General features: G+C 63.1%; 27 protein-coding genes and 1 pseudogene. 17 read left to right on the forward strand and 11 right to left on the reverse strand.

Going from position 1 to position 25,487, the window contains the following annotated elements:
* Positions 1–16 precede the first annotated feature (16 nt).
* Complete coding sequence (locus NHF53_RS01705) at positions 17–811, forward strand: hypothetical protein (protein ID WP_252832849.1); 795 nt, start codon at positions 17–19, stop codon at positions 809–811.
* A gap of 45 nt (positions 812–856) precedes the next feature.
* Here the strand turns inward: NHF53_RS01705 and NHF53_RS01710 are convergent, their stop codons facing one another.
* The gene (locus NHF53_RS01710; protein ID WP_114363657.1) at positions 857–1,468 is read right to left on the reverse strand and encodes a GntR family transcriptional regulator; all 612 of its coding nucleotides are present in this window, start codon (positions 1,466–1,468) and stop codon (positions 857–859) included.
* A 138-nt stretch (positions 1,469–1,606) separates the two neighbouring features.
* Between NHF53_RS01710 and bioB the strand changes: the two genes are divergently transcribed.
* From bioB to NHF53_RS01735, 5 genes are read left to right on the forward strand one after another with little or no spacing between them, the layout of a single operon-like run.
* Entirely contained in the window at positions 1,607–2,593 is a 987-nt protein-coding gene (gene bioB / locus NHF53_RS01715) for a biotin synthase BioB (protein WP_252832850.1), read from the forward strand.
* Positions 2,593–3,732, forward strand: coding sequence for an 8-amino-7-oxononanoate synthase (locus NHF53_RS01720; protein WP_252832851.1), 1,140 nt, complete (start codon positions 2,593–2,595; stop codon positions 3,730–3,732). Before bioB ends, NHF53_RS01720 begins: the two co-directional genes overlap by 1 nt.
* The gene (bioD, locus tag NHF53_RS01725; protein ID WP_252832852.1) at positions 3,729–4,370 is read left to right on the forward strand and encodes a dethiobiotin synthase; all 642 of its coding nucleotides are present in this window, start codon (positions 3,729–3,731) and stop codon (positions 4,368–4,370) included. The genes NHF53_RS01720 and bioD overlap by 4 nt, the downstream gene beginning before the upstream one ends.
* Positions 4,367–5,644 (forward strand): adenosylmethionine--8-amino-7-oxononanoate transaminase, encoded by a 1,278-nt coding sequence (locus NHF53_RS01730; RefSeq protein ID WP_252832853.1) that lies wholly within the window; start codon positions 4,367–4,369, stop codon positions 5,642–5,644. The genes bioD and NHF53_RS01730 overlap by 4 nt, the downstream gene beginning before the upstream one ends.
* A complete protein-coding gene (locus NHF53_RS01735; RefSeq protein ID WP_252832854.1) occupies positions 5,641–6,624 on the forward strand; it encodes a beta-ketoacyl-ACP synthase III in 984 nt (327 codons plus the stop codon). The genes NHF53_RS01730 and NHF53_RS01735 overlap by 4 nt, the downstream gene beginning before the upstream one ends.
* Before the next feature lie 43 nt (positions 6,625–6,667).
* Here the strand turns inward: NHF53_RS01735 and NHF53_RS01740 are convergent, their stop codons facing one another.
* The 3 genes from NHF53_RS01740 to NHF53_RS01750 all read right to left on the reverse strand — a co-directional run bounded on the left by NHF53_RS01740 (position 6,668) and on the right by NHF53_RS01750 (position 8,736).
* On the reverse strand, positions 6,668–7,687 hold the full coding sequence (locus NHF53_RS01740) for a GlxA family transcriptional regulator (RefSeq protein ID WP_252832855.1): 1,020 nt from the start codon (positions 7,685–7,687) through the stop codon (positions 6,668–6,670).
* On the reverse strand, positions 7,684–8,250 hold the full coding sequence (locus NHF53_RS01745) for an isochorismatase family protein (protein ID WP_252832856.1): 567 nt from the start codon (positions 8,248–8,250) through the stop codon (positions 7,684–7,686). Before NHF53_RS01745 ends, NHF53_RS01740 begins: the two co-directional genes overlap by 4 nt.
* Positions 8,251–8,376: 126 nt before the next feature.
* On the reverse strand, positions 8,377–8,736 hold the full coding sequence (locus tag NHF53_RS01750) for a DUF488 domain-containing protein (RefSeq protein WP_252832857.1): 360 nt from the start codon (positions 8,734–8,736) through the stop codon (positions 8,377–8,379).
* Positions 8,737–8,906: 170 nt separating this feature from the next.
* On the opposite strand from NHF53_RS01750, the pseudogene NHF53_RS01755 reads away from it, so the two are divergent.
* From NHF53_RS01755 to NHF53_RS01765, 3 genes and pseudogenes are all read left to right on the forward strand, one after another.
* A pseudogene (locus NHF53_RS01755) lies at positions 8,907–9,247 on the forward strand (arsenate reductase).
* A gap of 8 nt (positions 9,248–9,255) precedes the next feature.
* A complete protein-coding gene (gene ybaK / locus NHF53_RS01760; RefSeq protein WP_252832858.1) occupies positions 9,256–9,729 on the forward strand; it encodes a Cys-tRNA(Pro) deacylase in 474 nt (157 codons plus the stop codon).
* Positions 9,730–9,854: 125 nt separating this feature from the next.
* Positions 9,855–11,108 carry an aminopeptidase gene (locus NHF53_RS01765; protein WP_252832859.1) on the forward strand — a complete coding sequence of 418 codons (1,254 nt, stop codon included), beginning with the start codon at positions 9,855–9,857 and terminating at the stop codon, positions 11,106–11,108.
* A 62-nt stretch (positions 11,109–11,170) separates the two neighbouring features.
* Here NHF53_RS01765 and NHF53_RS01770 read toward each other — a convergent pair whose 3' ends face one another.
* The 4 genes from NHF53_RS01770 to NHF53_RS01785 all read right to left on the reverse strand — a co-directional run bounded on the left by NHF53_RS01770 (position 11,171) and on the right by NHF53_RS01785 (position 16,267).
* The gene (locus NHF53_RS01770) at positions 11,171–11,506 is read right to left on the reverse strand and encodes a hypothetical protein (protein WP_114363668.1); all 336 of its coding nucleotides are present in this window, start codon (positions 11,504–11,506) and stop codon (positions 11,171–11,173) included.
* A 181-nt stretch (positions 11,507–11,687) separates the two neighbouring features.
* Positions 11,688–12,578, reverse strand: a complete 891-nt coding sequence (locus NHF53_RS01775) for an EamA family transporter (protein WP_114363669.1) — start codon at positions 12,576–12,578, stop codon at positions 11,688–11,690.
* Positions 12,579–12,736: 158 nt separating this feature from the next.
* The gene (xseA, locus tag NHF53_RS01780; protein ID WP_252832860.1) at positions 12,737–14,347 is read right to left on the reverse strand and encodes an exodeoxyribonuclease VII large subunit; all 1,611 of its coding nucleotides are present in this window, start codon (positions 14,345–14,347) and stop codon (positions 12,737–12,739) included.
* Positions 14,348–14,434: 87 nt separating this feature from the next.
* The gene (locus NHF53_RS01785; protein ID WP_252832861.1) at positions 14,435–16,267 is read right to left on the reverse strand and encodes a hypothetical protein; all 1,833 of its coding nucleotides are present in this window, start codon (positions 16,265–16,267) and stop codon (positions 14,435–14,437) included.
* 156 nt (positions 16,268–16,423) lie between these two features.
* On the opposite strand from NHF53_RS01785, the gene NHF53_RS01790 reads away from it, so the two are divergent.
* From NHF53_RS01790 to NHF53_RS01805, 4 genes are read left to right on the forward strand one after another with little or no spacing between them, the layout of a single operon-like run.
* Positions 16,424–17,431, forward strand: a complete 1,008-nt coding sequence (locus NHF53_RS01790; RefSeq protein ID WP_252832862.1) for a glycosyltransferase — start codon at positions 16,424–16,426, stop codon at positions 17,429–17,431.
* 24 nt (positions 17,432–17,455) lie between these two features.
* A complete protein-coding gene (locus tag NHF53_RS01795; RefSeq protein ID WP_252832863.1) occupies positions 17,456–18,160 on the forward strand; it encodes a class I SAM-dependent methyltransferase in 705 nt (234 codons plus the stop codon).
* A gap of 9 nt (positions 18,161–18,169) precedes the next feature.
* Positions 18,170–18,532 (forward strand): transporter, encoded by a 363-nt coding sequence (locus tag NHF53_RS01800; protein WP_252832864.1) that lies wholly within the window; start codon positions 18,170–18,172, stop codon positions 18,530–18,532.
* Between the two features lie 7 nt (positions 18,533–18,539).
* A complete protein-coding gene (locus tag NHF53_RS01805; protein WP_252832865.1) occupies positions 18,540–18,908 on the forward strand; it encodes a hypothetical protein in 369 nt (122 codons plus the stop codon).
* Positions 18,909–18,916: 8 nt separating this feature from the next.
* Here NHF53_RS01805 and NHF53_RS01810 read toward each other — a convergent pair whose 3' ends face one another.
* A complete protein-coding gene (locus NHF53_RS01810) occupies positions 18,917–19,903 on the reverse strand; it encodes a Gfo/Idh/MocA family protein (RefSeq protein ID WP_252832866.1) in 987 nt (328 codons plus the stop codon).
* 181 nt (positions 19,904–20,084) lie between these two features.
* Here NHF53_RS01810 and NHF53_RS01815 point away from each other — a divergent pair, with 181 nt between their 5' ends.
* The gene (locus NHF53_RS01815; protein ID WP_252832867.1) at positions 20,085–21,035 is read left to right on the forward strand and encodes an aldo/keto reductase; all 951 of its coding nucleotides are present in this window, start codon (positions 20,085–20,087) and stop codon (positions 21,033–21,035) included.
* A 7-nt stretch (positions 21,036–21,042) separates the two neighbouring features.
* Positions 21,043–21,486, forward strand: a complete 444-nt coding sequence (locus NHF53_RS01820; protein ID WP_252834879.1) for a GNAT family N-acetyltransferase — start codon at positions 21,043–21,045, stop codon at positions 21,484–21,486.
* 15 nt (positions 21,487–21,501) lie between these two features.
* On the opposite strand, the gene NHF53_RS01825 is transcribed toward NHF53_RS01820, so the two are convergent.
* A complete protein-coding gene (locus NHF53_RS01825) occupies positions 21,502–22,392 on the reverse strand; it encodes a LysR family transcriptional regulator (protein WP_252832868.1) in 891 nt (296 codons plus the stop codon).
* Between the two features lie 136 nt (positions 22,393–22,528).
* Here NHF53_RS01825 and NHF53_RS01830 point away from each other — a divergent pair, with 136 nt between their 5' ends.
* Positions 22,529–23,527, forward strand: coding sequence for an aldo/keto reductase (locus tag NHF53_RS01830; protein ID WP_252832869.1), 999 nt, complete (start codon positions 22,529–22,531; stop codon positions 23,525–23,527).
* Between the two features lie 9 nt (positions 23,528–23,536).
* On the opposite strand, the gene NHF53_RS01835 is transcribed toward NHF53_RS01830, so the two are convergent.
* A complete protein-coding gene (locus tag NHF53_RS01835; RefSeq protein ID WP_252834880.1) occupies positions 23,537–24,277 on the reverse strand; it encodes a helix-turn-helix domain-containing protein in 741 nt (246 codons plus the stop codon).
* Positions 24,278–24,558: 281 nt separating this feature from the next.
* On the opposite strand from NHF53_RS01835, the gene NHF53_RS01840 reads away from it, so the two are divergent.
* A complete protein-coding gene (locus NHF53_RS01840) occupies positions 24,559–25,467 on the forward strand; it encodes a DMT family transporter (RefSeq protein WP_252832870.1) in 909 nt (302 codons plus the stop codon).
* The last annotated feature ends 20 nt before the right edge of the window (positions 25,468–25,487 follow it).

Below are 25,487 nucleotides of genomic sequence, written 5' to 3' on the forward strand. Positions count from 1 at the left end.
AGCGAGGGCGGCCGGCATGACGCGGCAGATCGAGCGAACGGTGACAGTCATTCGCGGCATAAGGGCTGCTTCTCTTGCGGTCCTTGTCGTCCTCTGCGCAAACCTTATGGGGACGGCCGTCGCGTTCGCCGATCGTAACTCCCCCCAGTTCCACCGGGGGGCATGCGAGGGATCCTACCCCGGATGGCTGCGCGGCGTGGTCGACGGATACCACGATCTATCCCTGAGCTCCGTCAAGGACCCCTCAAGCGTCCTGCAGATGGTTCCCACTCCGGAAGAGCTTACGTCGGCCGACGAACGCCTCGGATACGGCGAGGGCCTCAAGGAGGGCTTCAAGCTCGGTGTCAGCTACGGCGTGGAACTTGGAAGGGCGGCGCGCACCACTGAGTCCGATGCCGAGACAATGGGCCAAATGACGGCCCGGTTCCAGGCATTCGTACAGGAACATTGCGGTGACCTTCTTGCCGCATTGGACTGGAAAATGACCTTTATGAATACAGCTGAAACGTCGACTGTCGCCACCCTGAACGAAGCCCAGCTGGCCATGCATCTCGCGGCGACGGCCAACCAGTTGGCAATCAGCGCTGAAAGGATGGCTCGTGGGGCACAGGAGGCGGAGGCAAAAGGTGACTTGCCTGCGGCGTTGAAGTTCCGTGCCACTGCGCAGTCTTCTGCTCAAATGTCCGCAAGTTTTGCCCAGATGGCCCGAAGCCATGCGGCAGCCGGTCGCGAGGAAGCCGTTCAGGCCATCATCGATGCGGAGGCCGCTGCGGAGAGAGCGAAGAAGGCTGTCGACGGCGCGGGCGGCTAGCCGCACAAGGCGCCCGAGCGAACCTCGCCGCTGTCGCGCGCCGTCTCACGTCGCGCGTTCGAGCCCGCGGATATGGTTGCGCAGCATGGTCGCCGCACGGTCGAACTCCTTCTTCTTCAGGGCATTCACGATCTGACGATGCGCAAGGCTGGAGCCCGGCTGCCAGCCGGCCGAGCGGGTTGCCGAGAATATGATCCGCGAATTGGCAAGCTGAAGATCGTCGAGCATCGAAAGGAGCTTCGGCATCCGGCACGGCGCGACGAGTTCGCGGTGGAATACGCGATTGGCTTGCTCCCACTCAACCATGGTCTGCGCCTGATCGGCCGCGATGAGCGCCTTCTCAATCCGCTCGAGGCAGGCCGCGTTCATGCGGGGCCCGGCAAAGGTGAGTGCAAGACTTTCCAGTGCCGCCCTGATCTCGACCGTCTCCTGGATCGCGGCAGGATCCAGCGGCGCGACCCGGACCCCTCGGCGAGGCTCGGCGACGACTAGCCCGCGTGACCTCAGCAGCTGGAAGGCCTCCCTCGCCGGTACATGGCTCGCCTCGAATTCCTCCGCAATCCTATCCTGACGCAGAGGCGAGCCCGGAAGCAGTTCCCCGGCAACGATCCGCTCGCCCAACACTCTCGCGATGCGTTCCGCGACCGTCTCCGCCATCGTTGCCTCATAGATAATCTATATTAATTGTCGTTGACGGTCCGCGATTTTGCAGACAGCCTGACTCCATGAGGAGATTTAATAGATAATCTATTATTTGCCAAGCCTCGACGTTGGAAAATACGCGGAGATGCAGCCATGCACGATCTGAACCGGCAACAGAACACAACCATCGATGGCTCAGGTCCGGCCTGGACGTTCGAGGACGCCCGCGCCCTCTACCTGCAGCCATTCAACGATCTGCTCTTTCAGGCGCACAGCCTTCACCGTGAAAATTTCGATCCCAACCGGCTGCAGTTCAGCAAGCTCATCAACATCAAGACGGGTGGCTGTCCCGAAGATTGCGGCTACTGCAGCCAGTCGTCGCATCACGAGGCCGGCCTGAAGGCCTCGAAACTGCTCTCTTGCGCGCAGGTGCTCTCCGAGGCGCAAAAGGCGAAGGACGCCGGAGCGACGCGCTACTGCATGGGAGCCGCCTGGCGTAGCCCGAAGGCCCGCGACGAGGCGGCGATCGTCGCCATGGTGAAAGGGGTCAAAGCACTCGGCCTCGAAACCTGCATGACGCTCGGAATGTTGTCGCCCGAACAGGCGCAGACCTTCGCCGAAGCAGGCCTCGACTACTACAACCACAACGTCGACACCTCCGAACGCTTCTACCCCGAAGTCATCACGACCCGTCGATTCGAAGAGCGGCTGGAAACGCTCGCCCATGTCCGAGAGGCAGGCATCAAGGTCTGCAGCGGCGGGATCATGGGGCTCGGTGAAAGCGAGGACGACCGCATCGACATGTTGGTCACGCTCGCGAACCTGCCGTCTCCGCCGGAGAGCGTGCCGATCAACATGCTCATTCCGGTACCGGGCACAAAAATGGCCGATGCGGCGCCGGTCGATCCGATCGCATTCGTCCGCATCGTCGCCCTTGCCCGGTTGCTAATGCCCCGGTCTCATGTGCGCCTGTCGGCCGGGCGTAGCGACATGTCGGACGAGCTGCAGGCTCTCTGCTTTTTCGCTGGTGCGAATTCGATCTTCGTCGGGGACACCCTGCTGACGGCGGCCAATCCCGGGGAGGACAAGGACCGAAGCCTCTTCCGCCGGCTGGGCCTGACGGCCGAGGACAACCGCTGATGCTCGAGCAGCTGGCTCGCTACGACACCAAGCTCAGGCAGCTCGAACAGAAGGATCGCCGCCGCCGGCTCTGCGCCGAGGCCGGCGTCGACTTCTCGTCCAATGACTATCTCGGCCTCGCCGCCTGTCCGAGGCTGGCGGCCGCAACGATGGCAGCCTTGGAGCGTGGCGTACCGCTCGGCGCCGGCGGGTCACGGCTGCTGCGCGGCAATCATGAGGAACATGAGGCGCTGGAGGCCGAGGCAGCAGCCTTCTTCGGCAGCGAACGAGCGCTCTATTTCGGGAGCGGTTACGCCGCCAATCTTGCTGTCCTCTCCACATTGCCGCAGCGCGGCGATCTCGTGCTGTACGACGCCCTCATCCATGCGAGCGCGCATGCGGGGCTCAAGGCGGGACGGGCAGAAGCCGTGGCCGTTCGGCACAATGATGCCGACGCCTGCGAGGAGGCGATCCGGCGCTGGCGACAGGGTGGTGGCATCGGTACGCTCTGGATCGTGGTCGAGAGCCTCTATTCGATGGACGGCGACCAGGCACCACTTCAGGACCTGATGGCGATCGCCGATCGCCACCACGGATTTCTCTTGGTCGATGAGGCCCATGCGAGCGGCGTATGGGGACCGGGTGGCCGCGGCCTTGCGGCAGATCTCGAAGGGCGGGAGAACGTTCTCGTCCTTCACACCTGCGGCAAAGCCCTCGGCGTTTCAGGCGCAGTCATCGCCGGAAGCGCCATTTTGCTCGACTATCTCGTCAACCATGCCAAGCCCTTCATCTATTCGACCGCGCCATCGCCGCTTCAGGCGGCCTCTCTCCGCGAAGCTCTCAGAATACTCCGCGAGGAACCGGAAAGACGACAGCGCCTCCACCGCCTCGTTCGTCTTGCCGACGGGCTCAGCGCCGGTCTCCTCGGCGCATCGAGTGGTTCCCAGATCCAGCCGGTTGTCGTCGGCTCGAACGGTCGGGCTGTCGCTCTTGCCGAGCGACTGAGGCGGGATGGCTTCGACGTGCGGGCAATTCGACCGCCAACCGTCCCGGCCGGAACGGCGCGACTGCGCATCTCGATCACCTGCAATGTCAAAGAGGATGACGTCCGCGCGCTCTTCGATCATCTTGCCGCCGCACTTGCGGAGATATCGTCGTGAGCGCGCGCTACGTCGTCACCGGCACCGACACCGGGATCGGCAAGACGGTCTTCTCCGCCGCACTGACGGCCGCACTCGACGGTTTTTACTGGAAGCCCATCCAATCCGGCCTCGACGATGAAACGGACAGTCAAACCGTCGCCCGCCTGGGGGGACTCGCGCAGAACCGCATCCTGCCGGAGCTCTGGCGGCTTCGCACGCCGGCTTCGCCGCACATCGCAGCTGAAATCGATGGCGCCAGTATCGATCCGGACGCGATCGATCCTCCGGCGGTCGATGGCCCACTGGTGATCGAGGGCGCAGGTGGCCTGATGGTTCCGCTGACCCCGGACCGGCTATTCATCGACGTCTTCGCGCGTTGGGGGCATCGCGTCATCCTCTGTACCCGGACACGTCTCGGGACAATCAATCACACGCTGCTTTCGATCGAGGCTCTGCGGTCACGGCAGATTCCGGTTCTCGGCGTCGCGTTTGTCGGCGATCCGGAGGAGCGCGTGGAAGAAACAATCGTTCACCTCGGACGGGTTCGGCGCCTCGGGCGAATGCCGTTCCTTACTGATCCGAATCCGTCGACGCTCGCCCGCGCCTTTCGCGACCACTTCGACCTTTCGATCTTCGAGCCGGAGAGCAGACCATGAATGCTGCGAAATCGTCGCCTGTCTGGCACCCCTTTACCCAGCACGGTCTGGAGCAGCCCTTCAAGCGGATCGTAAGGACCGAGGGCTCCAGCCTGATCGACGAGGATGGGCGGCGGCTTTTCGACGGGATTTCCTCCTGGTGGGTGATTACCCATGGCCATCGCCACCCGGCGATCATGGCGGCAATCCGCGCAGCGGCAGACAACCTCGACCAGATCATCTTCGCCGAGTACAGCCATGAACCGGCCGAAGCGGTAGCCGCCGGCCTGATCGAACTTGCGCCGCCCGGCCTCACCCATGTCTTCTACTCCGACAGCGGCTCCACCGCGGTGGAGGTCGCCATCAAGATGGCGCTTGGTTATTTCCATCACCGCGATGAGCGAAAGGCCCGGATCATCGTCATGGAACACAGCTACCACGGCGACACGGTCGGCGCGATGTCGGTCGGTGAGCGCGGCGTGTTCAACGCGCCCTACCAGCCCCTGCTGTTCGATGTCGGCCGACTCCCCTTTCCCGCGACCGGTCACGGACAGCAGACGCTCGACGCGCTGGAGCAGCTCTGTCGCGGTGGCGACGTGGCCGCCGTACTCGTCGAGCCCCTGGTGCTCGGCGCCGGCGGGATGAGACTCTATGCCCCTTCGGTTCTGGCCGAGATCGCCGCCATCGCCAGCCGTTCCGGCGCGCTCCTGATCGCGGACGAGGTGATGACCGGCTGGGGTCGCACCGGCACGTTGTTCGCCTGCGAACAGGCCGGCATCACGCCGGACATTCTCTGCACGTCGAAGGGGCTCACGGGCGGCGCACTGCCGCTTGCCGCTACGCTCAGCAAACCGGAGATCTTCGACGCGCACCGCTCGACGGATCGAAGCCGGACATTCTTTCACTCCAGCTCCTATACCGCCAATCCGATCGCCTGCGCCGCGGCATTGGCCAATCTCGACATCTGGCGGCAAGAGCCCGTGAAAGAACGGATAGCCGTGTTGGCCAGTTTGCAGGGCGAAAAGCTCGCCCGTTTCCGCAACGACCCGCGTTTCTCGGAGGTACGGCAGATCGGGACGATTACGGCGCTCGATCTTGCAACACCGAGCACCGGCTACCTCTCCGACGTCGGGCCGAGATTGCGTCGGCTGTTTCGCGAAAGAGGACTGCTCATCCGCCCGCTCGGCAATGTCATCTACCTGATGCCACCCTACTGCTCGTCCGCCGAAGAACTCGACCGTGCCTATGCCGCAATCGACGAGTGCGTCGACCTGATCCGGAGCGCCGACCGATGATGCGGTCGAGCCGGATGGCCGGTTTCGGCCACAGCGTTCCCGAACGCATCGTCGAGAATTGCGAGATCGAACATCGGCTCGGCCTGGAGGCCGGCTGGATCGCGAGGCGAACCGGCATAAGGCGCCGCCGTTGGGCGGAGCCGCAGGATAACCTCACCGCGCTTGCGGCCCGGGCGGCTGAGGATGCACTCTTGAGCGCCGACGTGGACCGGCGCGACATCGGCCTGACGCTGCTTGCGACCTCGACACCCGATCATCTGGTGCCGCCGTCTGCTCCGTTGCTCGCTTACAACCTCGGGCTTACCCGTTGCGGCGCGGTGGATCTTGCCGGGGCCTGCACCGGGTTCCTGCAGGCGCTGGCACTGGCCGACAGCCACGTGGTGCGCCATGGCAGACCGGTGCTGGTGGTCGCGGCGAATATCCTGAGCCGCCGGATCAACCCCGATGAACGGGCATCAGCCGTCCTCTTCGCCGACGCGGCCGGTGCCGTCGTACTTGCGCCTTCGGATGACACCGACCGAGGATTGCTCTCCCTCGATCTTGCCAGCGACGGCAGCCAGTACGGCCTGATCGGAATCCCGGCGGGAGGCAGCTCGCTACCTTTCCGGCCGGACCTTCCGGACGACCAGTGCCGGATGAGCATTCGCGACGGAAAAGCCGTTTTCGCTTCCGCCGTCAGGATGATGTCGGAAACGGCCACGGCGGCCGTCGCACATGCGAGGCTGCAAATGACCGACGTGACCCGCTTCATTCCCCATCAGGCGAATGCCCGCATGACGGACGCGCTTTGCGAAAAGCTCGCGATCGGAAAGGACAGGACCGTCGAGACGATCGCCGAATTCGGCAATTCGTCGGCGGCAACGATCCCGCTTTCGCTCTCGATCAGCCATCGGAATCATCCCCTCGCGCGCGGAGAAACCCTGCTCTTGAGTGCCGCGGGCGCCGGCATGACCGGCGGATCCCTTGTCTGGCGAATATGAAGCGCGGCGGCCGGACAGTAACTGCGGAGGCATTTTCTCTGCGTTACGCGCGGTCACGCTCGCGCGGCAATTTCCTGGCGCGGCTCGGAGGTGCGGAATGTAGGCGGTTCCAGGCGCGACGGAACTGTCGCGTCGACGCGAAGCCCGCCCGCTCCGCCACGCTTTCCATGTCGAGCCGCGTGCCTACCACGAGCTCGTGCGCCAGGGCGATACGCATGCGGTTGACATAATCGCTGACGCTCATCCCCGTATGCTCATTGAACAGGCGCGAGAGATTCCGAGGACTCGTAGCCGCCACGCGGGCGAGTTCGTCGACCGACCAGTCCCGCGCGGGATCGGTCGCCACGGCGTCCTGCGCGCGATGGATCGCCGGATGAATGTGATTGCGCCCCTCGAGCCAGGGCGAGATCTGAGGATCGGCACCACCGCGCCGCAAGTAGACGACGAGATAACGGGCGACGGCGAGCGCCGTCGCGTGCCCCGCCTCCTTGGCCACGATGTGCAGCATGAGGTCGATGCCGGCGGTGATCCCGGCACTCGTCAGCCGCTCTCCGTCCTCGACATACAAGCGGTTCTCCTTCACCCGCGCCGTCGGCGCGAGCCGGATCAACTCGGACGTGGTCTCGTGGTGGGTGGTGCAGTCGTAACCATCGAGAAGCCCGGCGCGGGCAGCGAGCAACGCGCCCGAACAGATCGAGACAAGCCTCCGGCCGGGACCAACGGCACGTTTCAGCCAGGCGACGATTGCCGCTTCGAGCCGCGCATCGTCGGCGCGGCTGTTGAAGGCTTGGCCGAGCGGCTTGTCGGCAGCACCCGAGACAACCACCAGCGAACCTTCCGGCAGATTGTCCGGCAGAGGCTCGATCGCCGCAAGATGCAGACCGATCGAGCTCCCGACCGCCGGCGCCGGGCCGATATAGTGAACGGAGAAATGTACCTTGTCCTGGACGAGGTTGGCCTTGCGCAGCACTTCCATCGGACCGGCGACATCGAGGAGCAGCGCGCGGGGTGGCACGACCATATAGACCGGAACATCCCTGCGATGCTGCGTGTCGATTGTCATGCGGCAACCTTCTCGGCAAGACCGGAAAGGGCTTCCTGGACGGTGGCGATGCGGGCGAAGCGGCCCGCAAGCACGAGCTCGGTGCGGGCTCGGATCTCGTCAGCGCTCCACTCGCGACTGCCGGCGTCCGTCATCGGGAAGGTGAGCGTCGCCTCGCTGACATAATCGACAGCGTAGCCGAGGTCGGAGGCGTGGCGCGTCGTGGTTTCACAGCACTGCTCGGTGCGGATGCCGGAGATGATCACCTTGCGGATGCCGTTCCGAACGAGCCAGACGTCGAGGCCACTTCCGACGAGCGCGCTGTGACGCCGTTTGCGAAAGACTGCGTCCGGCTGGATTGTCAGTGGCTTCAACGTCGTGACGTTGCCGGATGCCTCCGAGAACGGCCCTTCGTCCTCGACGTGGAAAATCTGCACCACCGGAACGCCCGCAGCCTTGGCACCATCGATCAGCGCCTGCTGGCGGGCAATATAGCCGGCGAGGCCGTCTTCCCGGAAATACGGCCGGTGGCGAAAGGACTCCTGGGCGTCGATGACGATCAGGGCGACATCATGTGCGGACATTTCATGCATCTCCATGCGTTGAACATAGGGAAATCCTAGCGACATTCACACGGAGAAAAATTCCCCTTACTGACAAAGATGGGACATTTCACGCCAACTTCTCAGCATCAGCACGGACAAAGTTCGTCAGGTGTTCCCGGCGAGCCAGTCCCTCAGGGCGACGGCGTTGTTGCGCACCTCGTCGCGCGCGGCGTAGAGCAGCGTGATCGGTCCCTCGTCCAGATGATTGCGGAGGACATCCGCGGCGGACTTTGCCGCAGGCGCCTTCAGCTCGGCGAAATAGGCGGCGCGGAACTCCTCCCAGTCTTCCGGTTTGCCGTGGAACCGCTTGCGCAACGCGTCACTCGGGGCAATGTCCTTCAGCCAGAGATCAGTGCCGGCCTTTTCCTTGGCGATCCCGCGGGGCCAGAGCCGGTCGACAAGAATGCGCGTTCCGTCCGTATCGGCCGCGGGCTCATAGACGCGCTTCAGCATGATCTTTGCCATGGTCGGCAATCCTCCCTTCACCCACGTCGTCGAGTATTGAGGCGCAAACGGGCAACACTGTCAAAGCCGTTTCCTGCCGTTCCGGTCATTTGAAAGGCCGTGACGTTTTGCTATGCCATGGCCATCAGAATCGGGACGGCGACCGGCCCGAAGGCGCAGCAGGACGGCACATGCGAGTTACGCTCTACGGCATCAAGAACTGCGACACCATGAAGAAGGCGCGTACCTGGCTGGATGAACAGGGCATCGACTACGCCTTTCACGATTACAAATCGTCCGGGATTGACCGCGGCAGTGTCGAGCGGTGGTGCGATGCCGCCGGCTGGGAAACCGTGCTGGAACGACGTTCCGCAAGTTGCCGGAGGCGGAAAAGGGCAATATTGGCCGAGAGCGGGCGATCGCGTTGATGCTTGAGCAACCATCGATGATCAAGCGGCCGGTCCTGGAGACCGAGGGACGTGTACTCGTCGGCTTCAAGCCGGACCTCTATGACAATTTCTTCGCCGGCTGAGGTTCCCGATGTCCAAAACCACGCGCGCAACTCAGGTACTGGCGAAAGCGGGCATCGCCTTTTCCGTTCACCTCTATGACTACGATCCGGACGTCGAACGCATCGGTCTCCAGGCGGCTGAGGCGATCGGCGAGGAGCCGCGTCGCGTGCTGAAGACGCTGATGGCCGAGGTCGACGGCAAGCCGGCCTGCGTCGTCGTGCCCTCTGACCGTGAGGTCAGCATGAAGAAGCTCGCAGCGGCCTTCGGCGGCAAGTCGGCGGCGATGATGAAGCCGGCGGATGCCGAGCGGCTCACCGGCTATCACGTCGGCGGGATCAGTCCCTTCGGCCAGAAGAAGGTCGTGCCGACCGCCATCGAGGAGAGTGCACTCGCCGAGCCGCATGTCTACATTAATGGTGGCCAGCGCGGCGTGCAGGTCCGCCTCGATCCGAAGGACGCCCAGCGGGCACTCAAGGCGATCGCCGCCGCCGTGATCGCGTGACGAGGGCCCTCTTGTCTGGCCAAGACAGGCGATGAGCCATTCCGGGCACTTACGCGCACTTCAATTTCGCCGCAAAGACCTCTAAGTCTTCGTGTGACATGTTCCAACAGAATGGCAGGTTTCCCATGACAATTGCGCCCGATTTCAACACCACAGTCGATCCGGCAAAGCTCGAGAAGCTGGCCGAAGTGGCCGTCAAAGTTGGCTTGAACCTGCAGAAGGACCAGGAACTGGTCATGACTGCGCCGCTCGCTGCCATGCCGCTCATCCGGCTCATCACCAAGCACGCCTACATGGCGGGCGCGAGCCTCGTCTCCACCTTCTACTCCGACGAGGAGACGACCCTTTCCCGTTATCGGCACGCTCCCGACGCGAGCTTCGACCGGGCCGCCGGCTGGCTCTATGACGGCATGGCGAAAGCCTACGCCAGCGGCGGCGCACGGCTGGCGATCGCCGGTGACAACCCCATGCTGCTCTCCGGCCAGGACCCGGCAAAGGTGGCACGCGCCAACAAGGCGAACTCGATCGCCTACAAGCCGGCGCTGGAGCACATCTCCAACTTCGACATCAACTGGAACATCTGCTCCTATCCGAATCCGTCCTGGGCGACGCTCGTATTCCCCGGGCTTCCGGTCGATGAGGCCGTCCGCAGGCTCGCCGATGCGATCTTCGCCGCCTCGCGGGTCGACCGCGACGATCCGGTCGCAGCATGGGCGGAACACAATGCCGAACTCCACAAACGCTCCGCCTGGCTGAACGGCGAGCGCTTCGCTGCGCTACATTTCACCGGTCCCGGCACCGACCTGACGGTCGGGCTTGCCGACGGCCATGAGTGGCACGGCGGCGCGTCGGTCGCCAAGAACGGGGTCACCTGCAACCCGAACATTCCGACTGAAGAGGTCTTCACGACACCGCACGCGCTGAAGGTGGAAGGCCATGTGTCGAGCACGAAGCCGCTGTCGCACCAGGGCACGTTGATCGACGAAATTCAGGTTCGGTTCGAGGGCGGCCGTATCGTCGAGGCGAAGGCCTCAAAGGGCGAGGAGGTCCTGCTGAAGGTGCTCGACACCGACGAAGGCGCCCGCCGACTCGGCGAAGTGGCACTGGTGCCGCATTCCTCGCCGATCTCGGCCTCCGGCATCCTGTTCTACAACACGCTGTTCGACGAGAATGCCTCCTGCCACATCGCGCTTGGCCAGTGCTACTCCAAGTGCTTCCTCGATGGCGCCTCGCTGACACAAGACAAGATCGCGGCACAGGGTGGCAATTCCTCGCTGATCCACATCGACTGGATGATCGGCTCGGACAAGGTCGACATCGATGGCGTCAGGATTGACGGAAGCCGCGTGCCGGTGATGCGCAGAGGCGAGTGGGCCTGAGGCTGCAATCGCTTTCGGCAGGCGGCAGAAGCGCGCACTTCGCCGCCTCGAGAGCTCGAGCGTCAGTAGTGATAGATGATCCGGCCGCCGTTCATCGCGGTCTGGACCCAGATGACATTGTGCAGGGCGATGCCACGCCGCGACAACGCCTCGCCGAGGATCGGGTCGCTTGCCGCTTCCGCCTGAGCGGCGCGCATGAGTGCCGCAGAGGGATGTCGCACGAAGAGCGGAACATCCCCGTTCCTCCAGCGATAGCCCGCACCGACCTGCACCGCCGTGACACCGTCGTTGTATACCTTTCCGAACAGGATCGACGCGAGTTCGGCATCGCCCGCAAGTGCAGGCGTACCGACGGCCAGCGAAAGACCCGTGAGAATTATTCCCGCTATCCGCTTCATGATCTCATACTCCTCGCGCGACGGTCGGCATAAACGCAGCCAACGCCTCCGTGTTTGCTGACGATACGGATACACATAGGAAGTCCGAAGGGCGTTTAAATGGCGGCGATGCGGGCCTTCCCATCAACCGAGGAAAAGTCCGTCGCTGATGCAGACCGGCATCACTCGCTCCGCTGTCACCTCAAGACGCTGGTACGGACTTCGTCGCCGGTAGCGGCGACGCCGTCGCCCGTTGAGCGAGCCAGACGCTCGCCAGCACGACGAGGAACCCGAGGAATTGCATCGGCGACAGGCCCTGGTCGAGAATCAGCCAGCCGAGCAGGGTGGCGACCATCGGCGACAAAAAGCCCAGAGAGGCGACCGCCGACGGCTCCAGCCGCACGAGACCCCGAAACCACAATATGTAGGTGAGCGCAGCGCCGATCAGTCCGAGATAGGCGATGCCGGCGATATTCGTGAAGGAGAGTGCGGGCAAAGACGGCTCCAGCGCGAAGGCAAGGGGCACCAGAAGCAAACCGCCCGCCGTCAATTGCCAGGCCGTCGCCGTCAGGCTCGATACCGGCGGGCGCCAGTGACGCGTCAGCACCGTGCCCGTCGCCATGGAAACGGCACCACCCAGTCCCGCGGCAATACCGATTGGGTCAAGCGCCGCCTTGGGCGTCAACACCAGAAGGCCGACACCGACAAGCCCCGCAAGTCCCGCGATGATGGCGGCCGAGCGCACCGGTGTCGTCAGCACGAGACGAGCGAGCCCTATGACGATCAACGGCTGGACCGCACCCACGGTCGCAGCGACACCACCGGGGAGCCGGTATGCGGAGACGAAAAGCATAGCCCAAAAGATCGTAAAGTTGAGCGCGCCGAGCACCAGCATCCGCCACCACCAAAGCCCGCTTGGAAATTGACGCACGAGCATAAGCAGGACGAGCCCCGCCGGTAACGCCCGCAACATGGCCACCGTCAGGGGGTAGCCGGCGGGGAGCATGGTCGTCGTCACGATATAGGTGCTCCCCCATATCGCCGGCGCAATTGCGGTAACGGCAACTGTCGTGATGTCGGTGGATCTCGCCATCGGCTCTGCCCTCCTGTTTAGGGAACGGCATGCTTACGCCGATTTATCTTTATAACAAGATATATTCACGCAGTTGTGATGGTGGACAGAGAAGGGTCGAACGCGTGTCACGCTACATCTGGTCACCCCCACTCGGCGGGACAAATGCCTCGTGCTGGTCAGAAAAGGCTTCCCTGGCCGGTCGGCGGCTCGCTCTTCTTCGGAGACCTGGTCGACGGAGGTCCGGTTCTCGCCTCGCTGACTGAGGCGGCAGCGGCTTCCCCCGATTCTCCGGTGACAGCCGACACGCGGCCGTCGGCGAATTCGATGGCGATCGCGGTCCCCGTCGTCAGTGCGGCGGCTCGGGACACCGGACGATCACGGGCGTCTCGAATGACGGCGTAGCCGCGCATCAGAACATTCTTGTAGGAAAGTGACTGCAGCATGCGGTCATGCGCTGTGATCGCATGCCGGCGCTGCCGGGCCTCCGTCGTCACGGCGGCATCGGCGCGAGCGACCAGCCCCGCCAGCCGGTCGCGGGCACGCCCCGTCTGTGACTGCAGCCGCGAGGGCATGGCCGTGAGCGCGGCATCACACCGGCCGAGCCGCATCTTCAACCGATCGACGATCCGCTCGACAATCCGCTCTGCGAGCGAGGCGCGTTCGTTGAGACGCTGACGCCGCTCGACAATCCGCCTTGCCAGCACGTCGGCGCTGAGCCGCGAGGCGGTACGCTCGAAGCTGCGGCGCTTGTTCATCGTGTTGAGTTCGAGACTGCGCCCGAGGCCACCTGCGGCTTCATCGAAGCGGCGGCGCGGCAGTGCCAGCAACTGGTCGAGTGACGGGAGGGCGCGAGCAAGCGAACGCAGGCCCTGTCGCCGATTATCCATCTGGCGGCTGCAGGCGCCGGAGAGCCTTGCGCCAAGATTCGCCACCTGCGCCTCCAAGTCGGCCTTTACAGGTACTGCCATTTCGGCAGCACCTGTCGGCGTCGGCGCCCGCACATCCGCGGCATAGTCGATCAACGTCCAGTCCGTCTCGTGGCCCACTGCGGAAATCAGCGGGATCGCACTTTCGGCTGCAGCGCGCACGACGATCTCGTCGTTGAACCCCCAGAGGTCCTCTAGGCTGCCGCCGCCCCGCGCCACGATCAGAACATCGGGCCGCGGTATGGACCCGCCCGGGTCGATCGCGTTGAAGCCGTGGATCGCGTTTGCGACCTCCTCACCGCAGCCTTCGCCCTGCACCTTCACCGGCCATACCAGCACGTGGACCGGGAAACGGTCGGAGATGCGGTGCAGGATATCGCGGATGACCGCACCGGTCGGCGAGGTGACGACGCCGATTACCTTCGGCATGTAGGGAAGCAACTGCTTGCGGGCGGCATCGAACAGACCTTCCGCAGCAAGGCGCCGCTTGCGCTCCTCGATCAGCGCCATCAGCGCGCCAGCGCCGGCCGGTTCCAGTGCCTCGATGACGATCTGGTATTTCGAAGAGCCAGGGAAGGTGGTGACGCGGCCGGTCGCAATGACTTCCATGCCCTCTTCCGGGCGGTACTTCAGTTTCGAGAACGTGCCCTTCCAGATCACCGCATCGATGCGGGACTTGTCGTCCTTCAGGGAGAAATAGGCATGGCCCGAGGAATGGGGGCCGCGATAGCCGGAGATTTCGCCGCGTACCCGGACGTGATCGAAGGCGCTCTCGATCGTCCGCTTGATCGAACCCGAAAGCTCCGAAACGGTAAATTCTGTGAGATTGGTGGGCGAATCATCACTGAAAAAATTGGCCATGCAGGCTTACTAGCCCAATTGACGGCAAAGATCAGCCTCGAAGCGAGGCTTCGACGGTCGAAGAGTGTTTATCCAACCACGGCTGCGTCATTCAGCCGGCAGGTCGACCCTGTAGAGCTGAAATCCTGATCCCTCCGCATGCGGCAAGGCTACGAGGTAGGGCGGAATTTCACCACGGCCAAGGGCCGCATAGAGCCCGTCCGGCTTCATCGCCGCCAAACGTTTGGTCTGTGCGTTGCCGGGACAGTAAGCGATCATGCCGACCTTTGCCCCGCGAAGGAAGGCGACGGCCTCGCTCGGAGTCGCGAGCCCGATATGCAGTTCCGTCAGCATGCCTCCCTGATTGCGATGGTAGGGAGCCGAAAGCACGCGGTGGGCAGTAAACCGCAGGATATCGGAGCCGCTGTCCGAGGGTGCCGCCACCGTGGTCGGCGGTACTTCCGTCATCGGCGCAATAGCGGCACGGCTTTCACAATCCGCTGATATCTGCGCCCCCTGCACACTTCCACCGCTTCGAAACCGGTTGGCGACACCATCCGTCCCCTCGGCGGTGAGCACACCGAGAAAGGCCCACACGCTCGGCACCGCCATCAGGGCGCCGCCGAGAAAGAAGAAGCCGGCGCTCATATTCTCGGGATCGGCATGGGCATGACGGCGGAGTTCCGAGACCAGCACGGCCAGCGGCAGGATTGCCAGAAGATTTGCGAAGACGGCGCCGCGTACCTGGATCAGGGCGATCCCCCAAGCCGCGGCCACCAGGGCGAGAAGGATCGTGTGCAGTTCGACGCGGTCGCGCAGCATGATGCGCGAAAGGCAAACCATCAGGGCGAAGAAGCCAACTGCATAGAAGCCGCCGAACGTCCCAGGCTCGCTGCTCAGCTCGCTGAGCACGGATTGTGCTTCGATCACATTGGACAGCCAGAGCTTGACCAGCAACGGATCAAGATCGGCAAGGGGATTGCGCAGGCACTGCGGTGCGAGGACGAGCGCCGTCGCAGCCACGATCACGCCGTTGCCTGCAAGCGCGGCGAAACGCAACTCACGGCGAGCTCCGCTCGCGAGCAACGCCGAAAGAAACAACAATGCGCCACCGGCTGCGGTAATCCCGTAATAGCCGACTGAGAGACTGTCACAGGTGACCTCGCCATAGCGACTCGGCGGGACGGTAGCGAAGAAGAAGACCGTTACGCCGATCGTAATCGCCAGGGCGAATGCGCGTGCCGCGGCTGCGAACTCGCGTCCGTGCCAGACCCACAGCACTGCCACCAGCAGACAGACGACGGCGACAATGGGCGTTGTCTCCGCGCCGATGGCGATCGCCAGGGCGGCAGCCGTTCCGGCCAATGCGAAGCTCCACGGCTTGTAGTCGGCATCGACCAGCATGGCGGCCATTGTGGCGATGAGGACGAACTGGACGTTGTGGTGGTCGATCGCCCCCGGCAGAAACCGGTTCGACGTAACGACCAGAATGGCCGTCATCGCAAAGGCGATCTGCATCACCTGCGGCCCGCCTATTCTTCGACCGGCGAGCCCCATCATCGCCAGCAACGGGATGGCGAGCGACAACGGCCAGACCAGCAATGCCGCGGCCTCGGCCGCAGTCTCCGGCAGGAACTGCCGGAAAGACGTAATGAGCGCAGCGATCGGCAGGTCGATCAGTCGCGACCAGTGCATCGACGTGCCTCCGCCGAGGCCGAGGCGATGCTGCACATTGTCGAACCAACCCTGCCCCGCAAGGAGATCGCGAACCACGACGAGGCGCATCACATCGTCGTTGTCCGCTCCGACGTAGTCCTTCGCTCCCGGCAGATTGAGAAGGGCGAGTGCGGAGATCGTCACCACCGCGTAGAAGAGGAGCGACAAGCCATAGCGCGACCAGAACGGCCCGCGCTCGTCTTTCGTGATGTCGATGGCCGCCATGCCGGAACTGCTCCCTCGCCGTCGCACCGGCGGGGCCGGACGGCGGAAATTTCAGATGTCACATGCCGGCGAAACCTAGCCTTAACCTTCTCAAGAAATAGTAAAACCGGGCCTCGGATAACCCGGAGCGCCGGCTGTGTTTTGCGAGTAACGAGTATGCACGTATCCGGGTCGGAAAATCTCGACATCGCTGTTTTGCTGCCCTGCTACAACGAGGCGGCAACGATCGGAACCGTCGTCCGCAACTTCCGGCAGACCCTGCCCGACGCGCGCATCTACGTCTATGACAACAATTCCACGGACGGGACGGCGCTGCACGCGGTGCTTGCCGGCGCGACCGTCTTCCGCGAGCGCCGCCAGGGCAAGGGGCACGTCGTGCGCCGCATGTTCTCCGACATCGATGCGGATGTCTACGTCATGGCAGACGGCGACGGCACCTATGCCCCGGAGGACGCCGAAGAACTCGTCCGCACACTCATCACCGAGCGCGCCGACATGGTGGTCGGCATACGCCGCGGCGTGCACCAGGATGCCGGTCGCAACGGTCACGCCTTCGGAAACCGACTTTTCAACCGCCTCTATCGTTTCCTTTTCGGGCAGGATTTCACTGATATCCTCTCGGGCTACCGCGCCTTCTCGCGGCGCTACGTCAAAAGCTTCCCTGCCGTTTCCGGCGGCTTCGAGATCGAGACCGAAATGTCGGTCCATGCCTCACGCCTGAAGCTTCCCGTCTGCGAGCTCGAACTCGATTACGGTCGGCGGCCGGAAGGCTCCCACTCGAAGCTGTCCACCTTCCGCGACGGCGCGAAAATCCTCTGGATGTTCGCCATGCTGATGAAGGAGACGCGCCCCTTCGCCTTCTTTGGTACCTTCTCCGCGACGCTGATGACAGCAAGTATCGTCTTCATGACACCGGTCCTTTACGCCTATTTCCAGACCGGGCTGGTGGAGCGCATGCCGACCTGGGTGCTCTCGCTCGCACTGATGATGATGTCGCTTCTCTTCCTCACCGCCGGCACGATCCTCGATTCCGTCGCCCGCTCGCGCGCCGAGCAGTTGCGTATCCACTACATGACGCTCACTCGCTATTCCAAACCGGCCCGCAAACAAGACCACCGGAATCAAAGCGCCCCAGCCTCCTCGGACAAGAGCCATGCCGCCTGAAGACAGTTTCGGAGAAACCAACGCATGAACCGCGAGATGACGAACCGGATCCGGTTCATCATTGAGGACCTGCTGCCGCCGGTTCTCAAGGACTCTTCCCTCTTCCTATGGGCGGCCAAACGCGTGTGGGGCGAACACATCGTGCATCTGGCCGAGTTTCGCGCGCGGGCACCCTTTCTGACCGATGAGGAATATGCTGAGCTTTATCGCAATCACCCGCGGGTGCATGCAGGAACGGACAACTCAAAGGCATGTATCGACCGCATCTGCCAGTCGATTGTCGGCGAAAGTGTTTGCGACGTCGGTTGCGGCACCGGAGCCTTGCTGACCAGCGTCCGCAACACCAACCCCGGTCTCGCGCGTCTCACGGGTGTGGATTTCGTCATCGATGACGCTGCAGCCCTGCCGGGCATCGAATATGTCGCCGCCAAAATCGAAGCTCTGCCCTTCGCCACCGGTGAGTTCGACACGGTGGTGTGCACACACGTGATCGAACACTTGCTCGACTATCGGCAGGCGATCCAGGAGTTGCGCCGCATTGCCCGCAAGCGACTGATTATCGTGGTACCGCGAGAGCGAGAATACCGCTACACCTTCAACCCGCATTTCAACTTCTTCCCCTACCTTCATTCGTTCCTGCGGGCGATGTATCCCATCCCCAAGAGCTATCAGTGCGTGGATATCGGACGTGACATCTACTACTGCGAAGACCGGCAGAGCACCTTGTGAGGTTACGCCATGCTGACATCACTTTCTCCCGGCCTCTGGTTCGCGCTGGCAGGAACCCCTCTACTGATTGCTACGGGACAAGTTCTGTTCAAACTGACCAGCGGCACGACCGGAGACCTCAGTGTCCGTGGGCTTGTCGATCTCGCCCTCAATCCGCTGCTCATTGCAGCCCTCGCGATCTACGGCGCCGGCACCCTCATCTGGATCTACGTCCTGAAGAGCGTGCCCCTTACGATCGCTTACTCCTTCATGGGCCTCACATTCTTCTTCGTACCCTTGCTCGCCCAGATATTTCTCGGTGAGAGCATTACGCCCCGCTACGCGGTCGGCACTGCGCTGATCATTGCAGGGCTGATCACGATCAACTCATGATGTCCTGATGGGCCTCCTCCGGTTCTCGCTCGCCCTCATTTGCGGCCACGCGGTCGACGCGCTACTCCTCGTGACGCTCCTGCCGGTGGTCGCTCCGATACCCGCCGCTCTTGTGATCTGGCCAGTGGGCCTAACCATGTCCCTCTGGATGAACGAAACACCTACCCTTGGTCGGATTTTCGGCGACGACATATTCAACCGCAGGCGCCTGCGACCGACAATCTCGCTGGCAAGCGCACTGAAACTCGGGCTTTATGCCGCACTCGTTCTCGACATGCCGACAATACATCCGGTCACGTTGCAAGTGCTCTGCGCAATGGCAACGTTTGCCTTCACGCTTTTTGGCTACTGGCGCTTCTTCAACCGTAATGGCTAAGATCGCCCTTACACCGGCTCCCAGCCATCCTTTTCGCTCGCACGATAGATCGCGTCGATGAACCGCTGGTTGGCGCGCGAGTTCTCCAAGGTCACGATCTCCTCCGGCTCGCCCGCCGCGGCACGCGCGAAAGCCTCTGCCTCGCAACGGTACTGGCGGCTGTCCTGGAAACGGAAGACCTGCGAGAGATTATGCGACTGGTTCGTCAACTCGACCTCTTCCGGACCCCAGCGGTCGGCGTTGAAGGGCGAGCGCACCTCGATAAAGCCGTCGGTGCCGTGGAAGACCATCAGCTGGCGGTTTGCCATCTGCGTCGAAATGTAGAAACTGAGCTCGAAGCCGTCGAACTCGGCCTTCACGCTCGAATAGATATCGGTGCCGAAGACCGGGTCGCGCTCGGTGACCGCCTGGACGCGCAACGGCTCCTTGCCGGTTGCAAACCGTGTGGTGATCGTCGGATAGACGCCGATGTCCGGAAGCCCGCCGCCGCCGAGCTCGGGTACGTTGCGCATGTTCGCCGGATCACGATTGAAATACGTAAACGCGCCCTGCACGTGGCGCAGCCGGCCGATCGCCCCCTCCGACAGCAGTGCCCTCACCTTCCGCCAGACTGGTGCATAGGTCACCATAAAGGCCTCGGAAACAATGACCTTGTTGCGGTCGCGGGCGGCGATCACCTGGTCAATCTCCTCCGCCTTCAGCGCGATCGGCTTTTCGCACAGCACGTGCTTGCCGGCATTGGCGGCCTTGATCGCCCACTCGACATGCTGCGACGTCGGCAGCGGAATGTATGCGGCGTCGATGAGATCGGAGGCGAGCATCTCGTCGTAGGATCCGAAGGCATGGGGCACGGAAAAGCGATCGGCCACGGCGCGCGCCTTCACGAGGTCACGGCTCGCGATCGCGGAAACGACGCAGTTCTCGGCGTCCTGGATCGCGGGAATCACCAGTTCCCGGGCGATCTTTGCGGTCGATAGAATTCCAAAGCGCAGCATGGGGATCCCTCCTGAAACGATGCTGCGGCAACCTATCGATTGCCACTGAACGAGGCAATGGCGCCCGGACGGTTGTCCTCCCATCAAAGAAATTCGATGGTCGATCACAGCCACCATTGCTAACCTTCCTTCTCCAACCGGGCCGCAAGAGGCCCTCCCCACGAAGCCACGGAGTTTTCCCATGCAGAAGCGTCCGCTCGGCCGCACCGGCCTTTCCATCGCCCCCGTCGTATTCGGTGGCAATGTCTTCGACTGGACTGCGGATGAGAAGACTTCGTTCGCGCTGCTCGACGCCTTTTTCGATGCCGGGTACAACACGATCGATACGGCGGATGTCTACTCGGCCTGGGTCGACGGCCATGTCGGCGGTGAGAGCGAGACGATCATCGGCAAGTGGCTGAAGCGCGGCCACGTTTCACGAGACCGCGCGGTGATCGTCACAAAGGTCGGTTTCGACAACAACGGCAGAAAGACGGGCCTCAGCGCAAAGTGGATCGCCGAAGCAGCGGAGGCCTCGCTCAAACGGCTTGGTACCGATTACATCGACCTCTATCTTGCCCACAAGCCGGACCCCGACGTGCCGCACGAGGAAACGCTCGAAGCCTTCGCGAAACTGAAGCAGCAGGGGAAGGTCCGGGCGATCGGCTGTTCGAACTTCGATGCCACGCAGCTGCAGGCCTCATTCGATGTCGCGGCCGACCAAGGCCTGCCGCGCTACGATGTCGTGCAGCCGGAATACAATCTCTACACCCGCCAGGCCTTCGAGGGGCCTCTTGCCGACCTCTGCATTGCGCAAGAGATCGGCGTGATCAGCTACTACGCGCTCGCCGCCGGCTTTCTCACCGGCAAGTACCGCAAGCCGGAGGACGTCGAAGGTTCATCACGAAGCTATCGTGTCGGCGATTACCTGAACGAAAAGGGTTTCAGAATTCTGGCGGCGCTCGACAAGGTCGCGGCAGAAACCGGCACCAGCCCGGCCACCGTCGCCATCGCCTGGATCGCCGCCCGGCCGGGTATCACCGCACCGATTGCTTCCGCAACCAGCCTGAAGCAACTCGAGAGCCTGATTGCCGCCGGAAAGCTTCAGCTTTCTGCCGCGCAGATGGCACTCCTCACCGAAGCCGGAGCATAAGATGTTCATGCCCATGGAGATACGTGACGCGCAGCCTGGGAACGAAGCCGCCTGGCGGCGCCTCTGGCACGACTATCTGACCTTCTACAAGGTTGACCTGCCGGACGAGGTTACCAGGCACACCTGGACGCGCATCCTCGATCCGTCGTCCCGCGTCGCAATGCGGCTTGCCTTCGTGGACGGCGAAATGGCGGGCTTTGCCATCCACCACTTTCACGACTCGACATGGTCGATGACGCCGGACTGTTATCTCGAAGATCTCTATGTCGACGAGCGCTTCCGCGGACGCGGCATCGGACGGGCATTGATCGACGACCTGATCGCGCTCGCCAAGGTAAAGGGCTGGTCACGGCTCTATTGGCATACTGACCGAGATAACGCGACGGCACGTAAGCTCTACGACACTTACGCCGAGGAAGACGGACATGTGCGATACCGCGTCCGTCTGTGAGCGAAAGCAGCCAGCCTACGCGCCGAAGCGGTAGAAATCCACGAACGCCCTGAGCGCCGGCCGCATCTGCCGACGCGACGGATAATAGATGTAGAAGCCGTCGAAAGACGGACACCAGTCCTCGAGGACGCGCACCAGGCGGCCCCGCTTCAACTCCTCCGCAATCCGCTGGTCGAAGAGATAGGCTATCCCGGCTCCGCCGAGACACGCCTGCAGCATGAGCCGGTCGTCCGAGAGGATCAGGGGGCCGTCGACGTCAACGACCAGTGATCGCCCTTCCTTCTCGAACTCCCAGCGGTAGATCGCACCGCTCGAAAAGCGACGCCGGATACAGGGATGTCGCAGCAGGTCACGCGGATACACCGGCATCGAGTGAGTGCAGAAATAATCCGGCGTTGCGACGACCGCGCCTGAAAGCGATCCGCTCGCCTTTACCGCGATCATGTCCTGCTCCAGGCTCTCGCCGAGTCTCAGTCCGGCGTCGTAACCCTTCGCGACGAGGTCCTCGTACCGATCCTCGGTGACGAGCTCGACGGTAATATCCGGGTAGCGCTGCAAAAACGCACCCAGCCGGGGAACGATCACGTGGTCGGCCGCAAGTCGCGGAAGGGTGATACGCAGGTTGCCGGCCGGCCTCTCGCGTATCTCGGCAAGAGCGGTCAAGGCCGCATCGATCTCGCCGAGTGCGGGTGCCAGACTGTCGAGCAGGCGCCGCCCCTCCTCCGTCGGGCGCACACTTCGGGTCGTTCGTCCGAGGAGCCGAACCCCGAGACTATCCTCCAGACGTGCCACGGCATGGCTCACCGCTGAAGGCGCGATCTTCAGCTCCTTCGCAGCGGCGCGGAAGCTCCCATGCGCGGCGACGGCGGCAAGAACAGCGAGTTGCGAAAGCTGGGTCCGGTTCATTGTTACAACAGATAGAACAAGGCGTTTCATTTTGCAGCAATTATCAGAGCGATGCACGCCAACTATTTTGAAGTCGTGCCCAGAGACCGAAGGCTCTGCGGCACCAACGTCATCCGACGACACGAAGGAGCAACAGATGAAGACACGCAAACTCGGAAGTCTTTCCGTTTCCGCCTTCGGGCTTGGCTGCATGGGCATGAGCCATGCCTACGGACCCTCCGCTGACGAGAGCGCGGCGATCGCCACCCTGCATCGTGCCGTCGAGCTCGGCGTCACACTCTTCGACACTGCGGAAGTCTATGGACCGTACAAGAACGAGGTGCTCGTCGGAAAGGCCCTGCGGCCCCATCGCGACCGGGTCGTGATCGCCACGAAGTTCGGGTTCCGCATCGATCCAGCGAAACCGTCCGACCAGATGATCACGGGTACCGACGGCCGGCCGGAGAACGTTCGCGCCGTCGCCGAGGCCTCGCTGAAGCGGCTCGGCACGGACGTGATCGACCTCTACTATCAGCATCGCGTCGATCCGGACGTTCCGATCGAAGACACGGTCGGCGCCATGGCCGATCTGGTGCGGCAGGGCAAGGTCAAGGCTCTGGGACTGTCGGAAGCGAGTGCCGCGACGATCCGCCGTGCCAATGCGGTCCATCCGATTGCAGCGGTCCAGAGCGAATACTCGCTCTGGACACGTGATCCGGAGGAGAACGGCGTCCTCGACACGTGCCGGGAACTCGGCATCGGCTTCGTACCCTTCTCGCCACTCGGCCGCGGCGTACTGACCGGCGCATTGAAGACGCTCGACGGGCTTGCGTCCGACGACTTCCGTCGCTCGCTGCCCCGCTTCCAGGCGGAGAACTTCGACGCCAATCTCTCCCTGGTGAGACTGCTCGAGCGGATGGCCGAAGAGAAGGGCGTCACGCCGGCGCAACTTGCCCTCGCCTGGGTCCTGGCCCAAGGGGACTTCATCGTGCCGATCCCCGGAGCCAGCAAAATCCCGCATCTGGAGCAGAACATTGCGGCTGCAGATGTGCCGTTCTCGGAACAGGACGTGGCCGCTCTGAGCGAGCTCCTGGCACCCGGAAAGGTCGCCGGCGCGCGCTATCCGGAGAAGATGACGAAGATGTCCGGACGATGAGATGCCGGCTTAGGCGACACCGCGGCGGTAGGCGGAGGGCGTTGTTCCGGTCACCGCCTTGAACATCCGCGTCATATGGCTCTGACTGCTGAAGCCGCAGGCCGAAGCAATCTCGGCAAGGGGATCACCGTCCGCAAGCATCCTCCTTGCCCGATCGATACGCCGGTTGAGGATGAAGCCGTAGGGCGAGACCCCGCAGCTCTGGCGGAACATGCGCTGCAGGTGGAATTCGCTCAGCCCGGCGACGCCTGCGAGTTCCCGAAGGGTGATCGCGTGTTCAAGGCGGGCCTCTATGTAGTCGATCAGCCGCCGCCGGACCACCGGAGAGAGGCCACCGCGCAGAGAGACCGGTTGCGCTCCGCCGTAACGCGGGTCAGAAAACAGGCAGGCGATCGCTGCGGTGATCGCCTCCTCCGCCCTGAGGGCGTCCCCGGTCTGCGTCGCCGCCGCCAGACGCTGCAGACTTTCGGCGAGCCGGGGCGCATCGTCGAACGTCGCCTCGGGAACGGTCATCAGCCGCGCGTCGCGGTCGAGCGTCTCGGAGAATTGCCGGCGCAATTCGTCGTCCGTGACATAGAGATGGACGAATTCGAAGGTGTCATTGATTTCCCAGTCCGAAGACGCGCCCTGCGGCATCAGGCAAAGCGCGCCCGGCCAGCCATGCGCACGACCGGCATCAAGCCGCCATGTTCTTTCGCCGCCCCGCAGATAGAGACTGAACGTGTGACCGTCCGGCCGTTCGTAATGCATGCGGTCGAAGCTGTTGCGCCAGATCGCCGTCGACTTTCCGGCGCCGAGATTCAGCCCACCGAGCCGCTGGGTGCGGGGTGAGGAAGAAAGCATGCTGTAGACTGACGGGCGTTGCTGCATGGAAAGCCTGTTGTAGAAACGAGCCCATTTTACAGCAAGTTCGACGGACGACCACACGGAAGTCGTGACTGCGGCTCCCTTTCGATGCAGTTCGCCGCAAGATCGTGCAAGCCCGGACACCGGAATGGTCCTAGGTGTGACCCGAAATTCAGGGAACCACCATGACCAATTATCTGCTCTTTTCCTCCACCGTTCTGATCTGGGGCACAACCTGGATCGCCATCGCCCTCCAGATCGGGCCTGTTCCGGTGCTGGTATCCGTCTTCTATCGTTTCGCCGCCGCCGCGCTGATCCTCGTCGGCGCCTTGATCTTGACCCGCCGGATGAAAGTTCCGCCGCTGAGACAGCAGCCGTTCATTCTGGCACAGGCGCTCTGCCTCTTCTGCTGCAACTTCCTCTGCTTCTATTACGCTGCGGCCTATGTCCCGTCCGGCCTGATATCGGTGGTATTCTCGCTGGCAACCATCTTCAACGCCATCAACGCCCGGATATTTTTCGGTGATCGGGTCAGCCCCCGCACGCTTCTCGCGGCAATGTTGGGCGCCACTGGCCTCGTGCTGCTCTTCGGGCCGGACATATTCGTCGCGTTCAATCCGGACAGCTGGAAAGGCATCGGGCTCTCGGCGCTCGGCACGATGTTCTTCTCACTCGGCAACATGGCGTCGCGTCGCAATAGTGCAGCCGGCATCAGTCCGGTGACAGCCAACGCCTGGGGCATGAGTTATGGCGCCCTCACGCTCCTCGGCCTTGTCCTCATCACCGCAACCCCCGTTGTGATGCCGCCGGATATCACCTATCTCGGCGCGCTGCTCTATCTCTCGGTTGTCGGCTCCGTCGTCGGCTTCACGACCTATCTGATGCTGGTCTCACGAATCGGCTCGCAGAAGGCTGCCTATGCGACCGTTCTCTTTCCTGTCGTCGCGCTCACGCTGTCGAGCATCTACGAGGACTATCGCTGGACCGCGATCAGCGTCGCCGGCCTTCTTCTGACCCTTGCCGGCAACGTCGTGATGTTCGTGCGTCTGCCGATACGGGCGAAGGCGATCGGGGCAGAGCCGGGCAGAGCCTGAGCAAGAAAAGGGCGGTCGAC

Origin of the sequence: Ciceribacter sp. RN22 (genome assembly GCF_024054295.1) — a bacterium.
In the GTDB taxonomy this organism is placed as follows: Bacteria; Pseudomonadota; Alphaproteobacteria; order Rhizobiales; family Rhizobiaceae; genus Allorhizobium; species Allorhizobium lividum.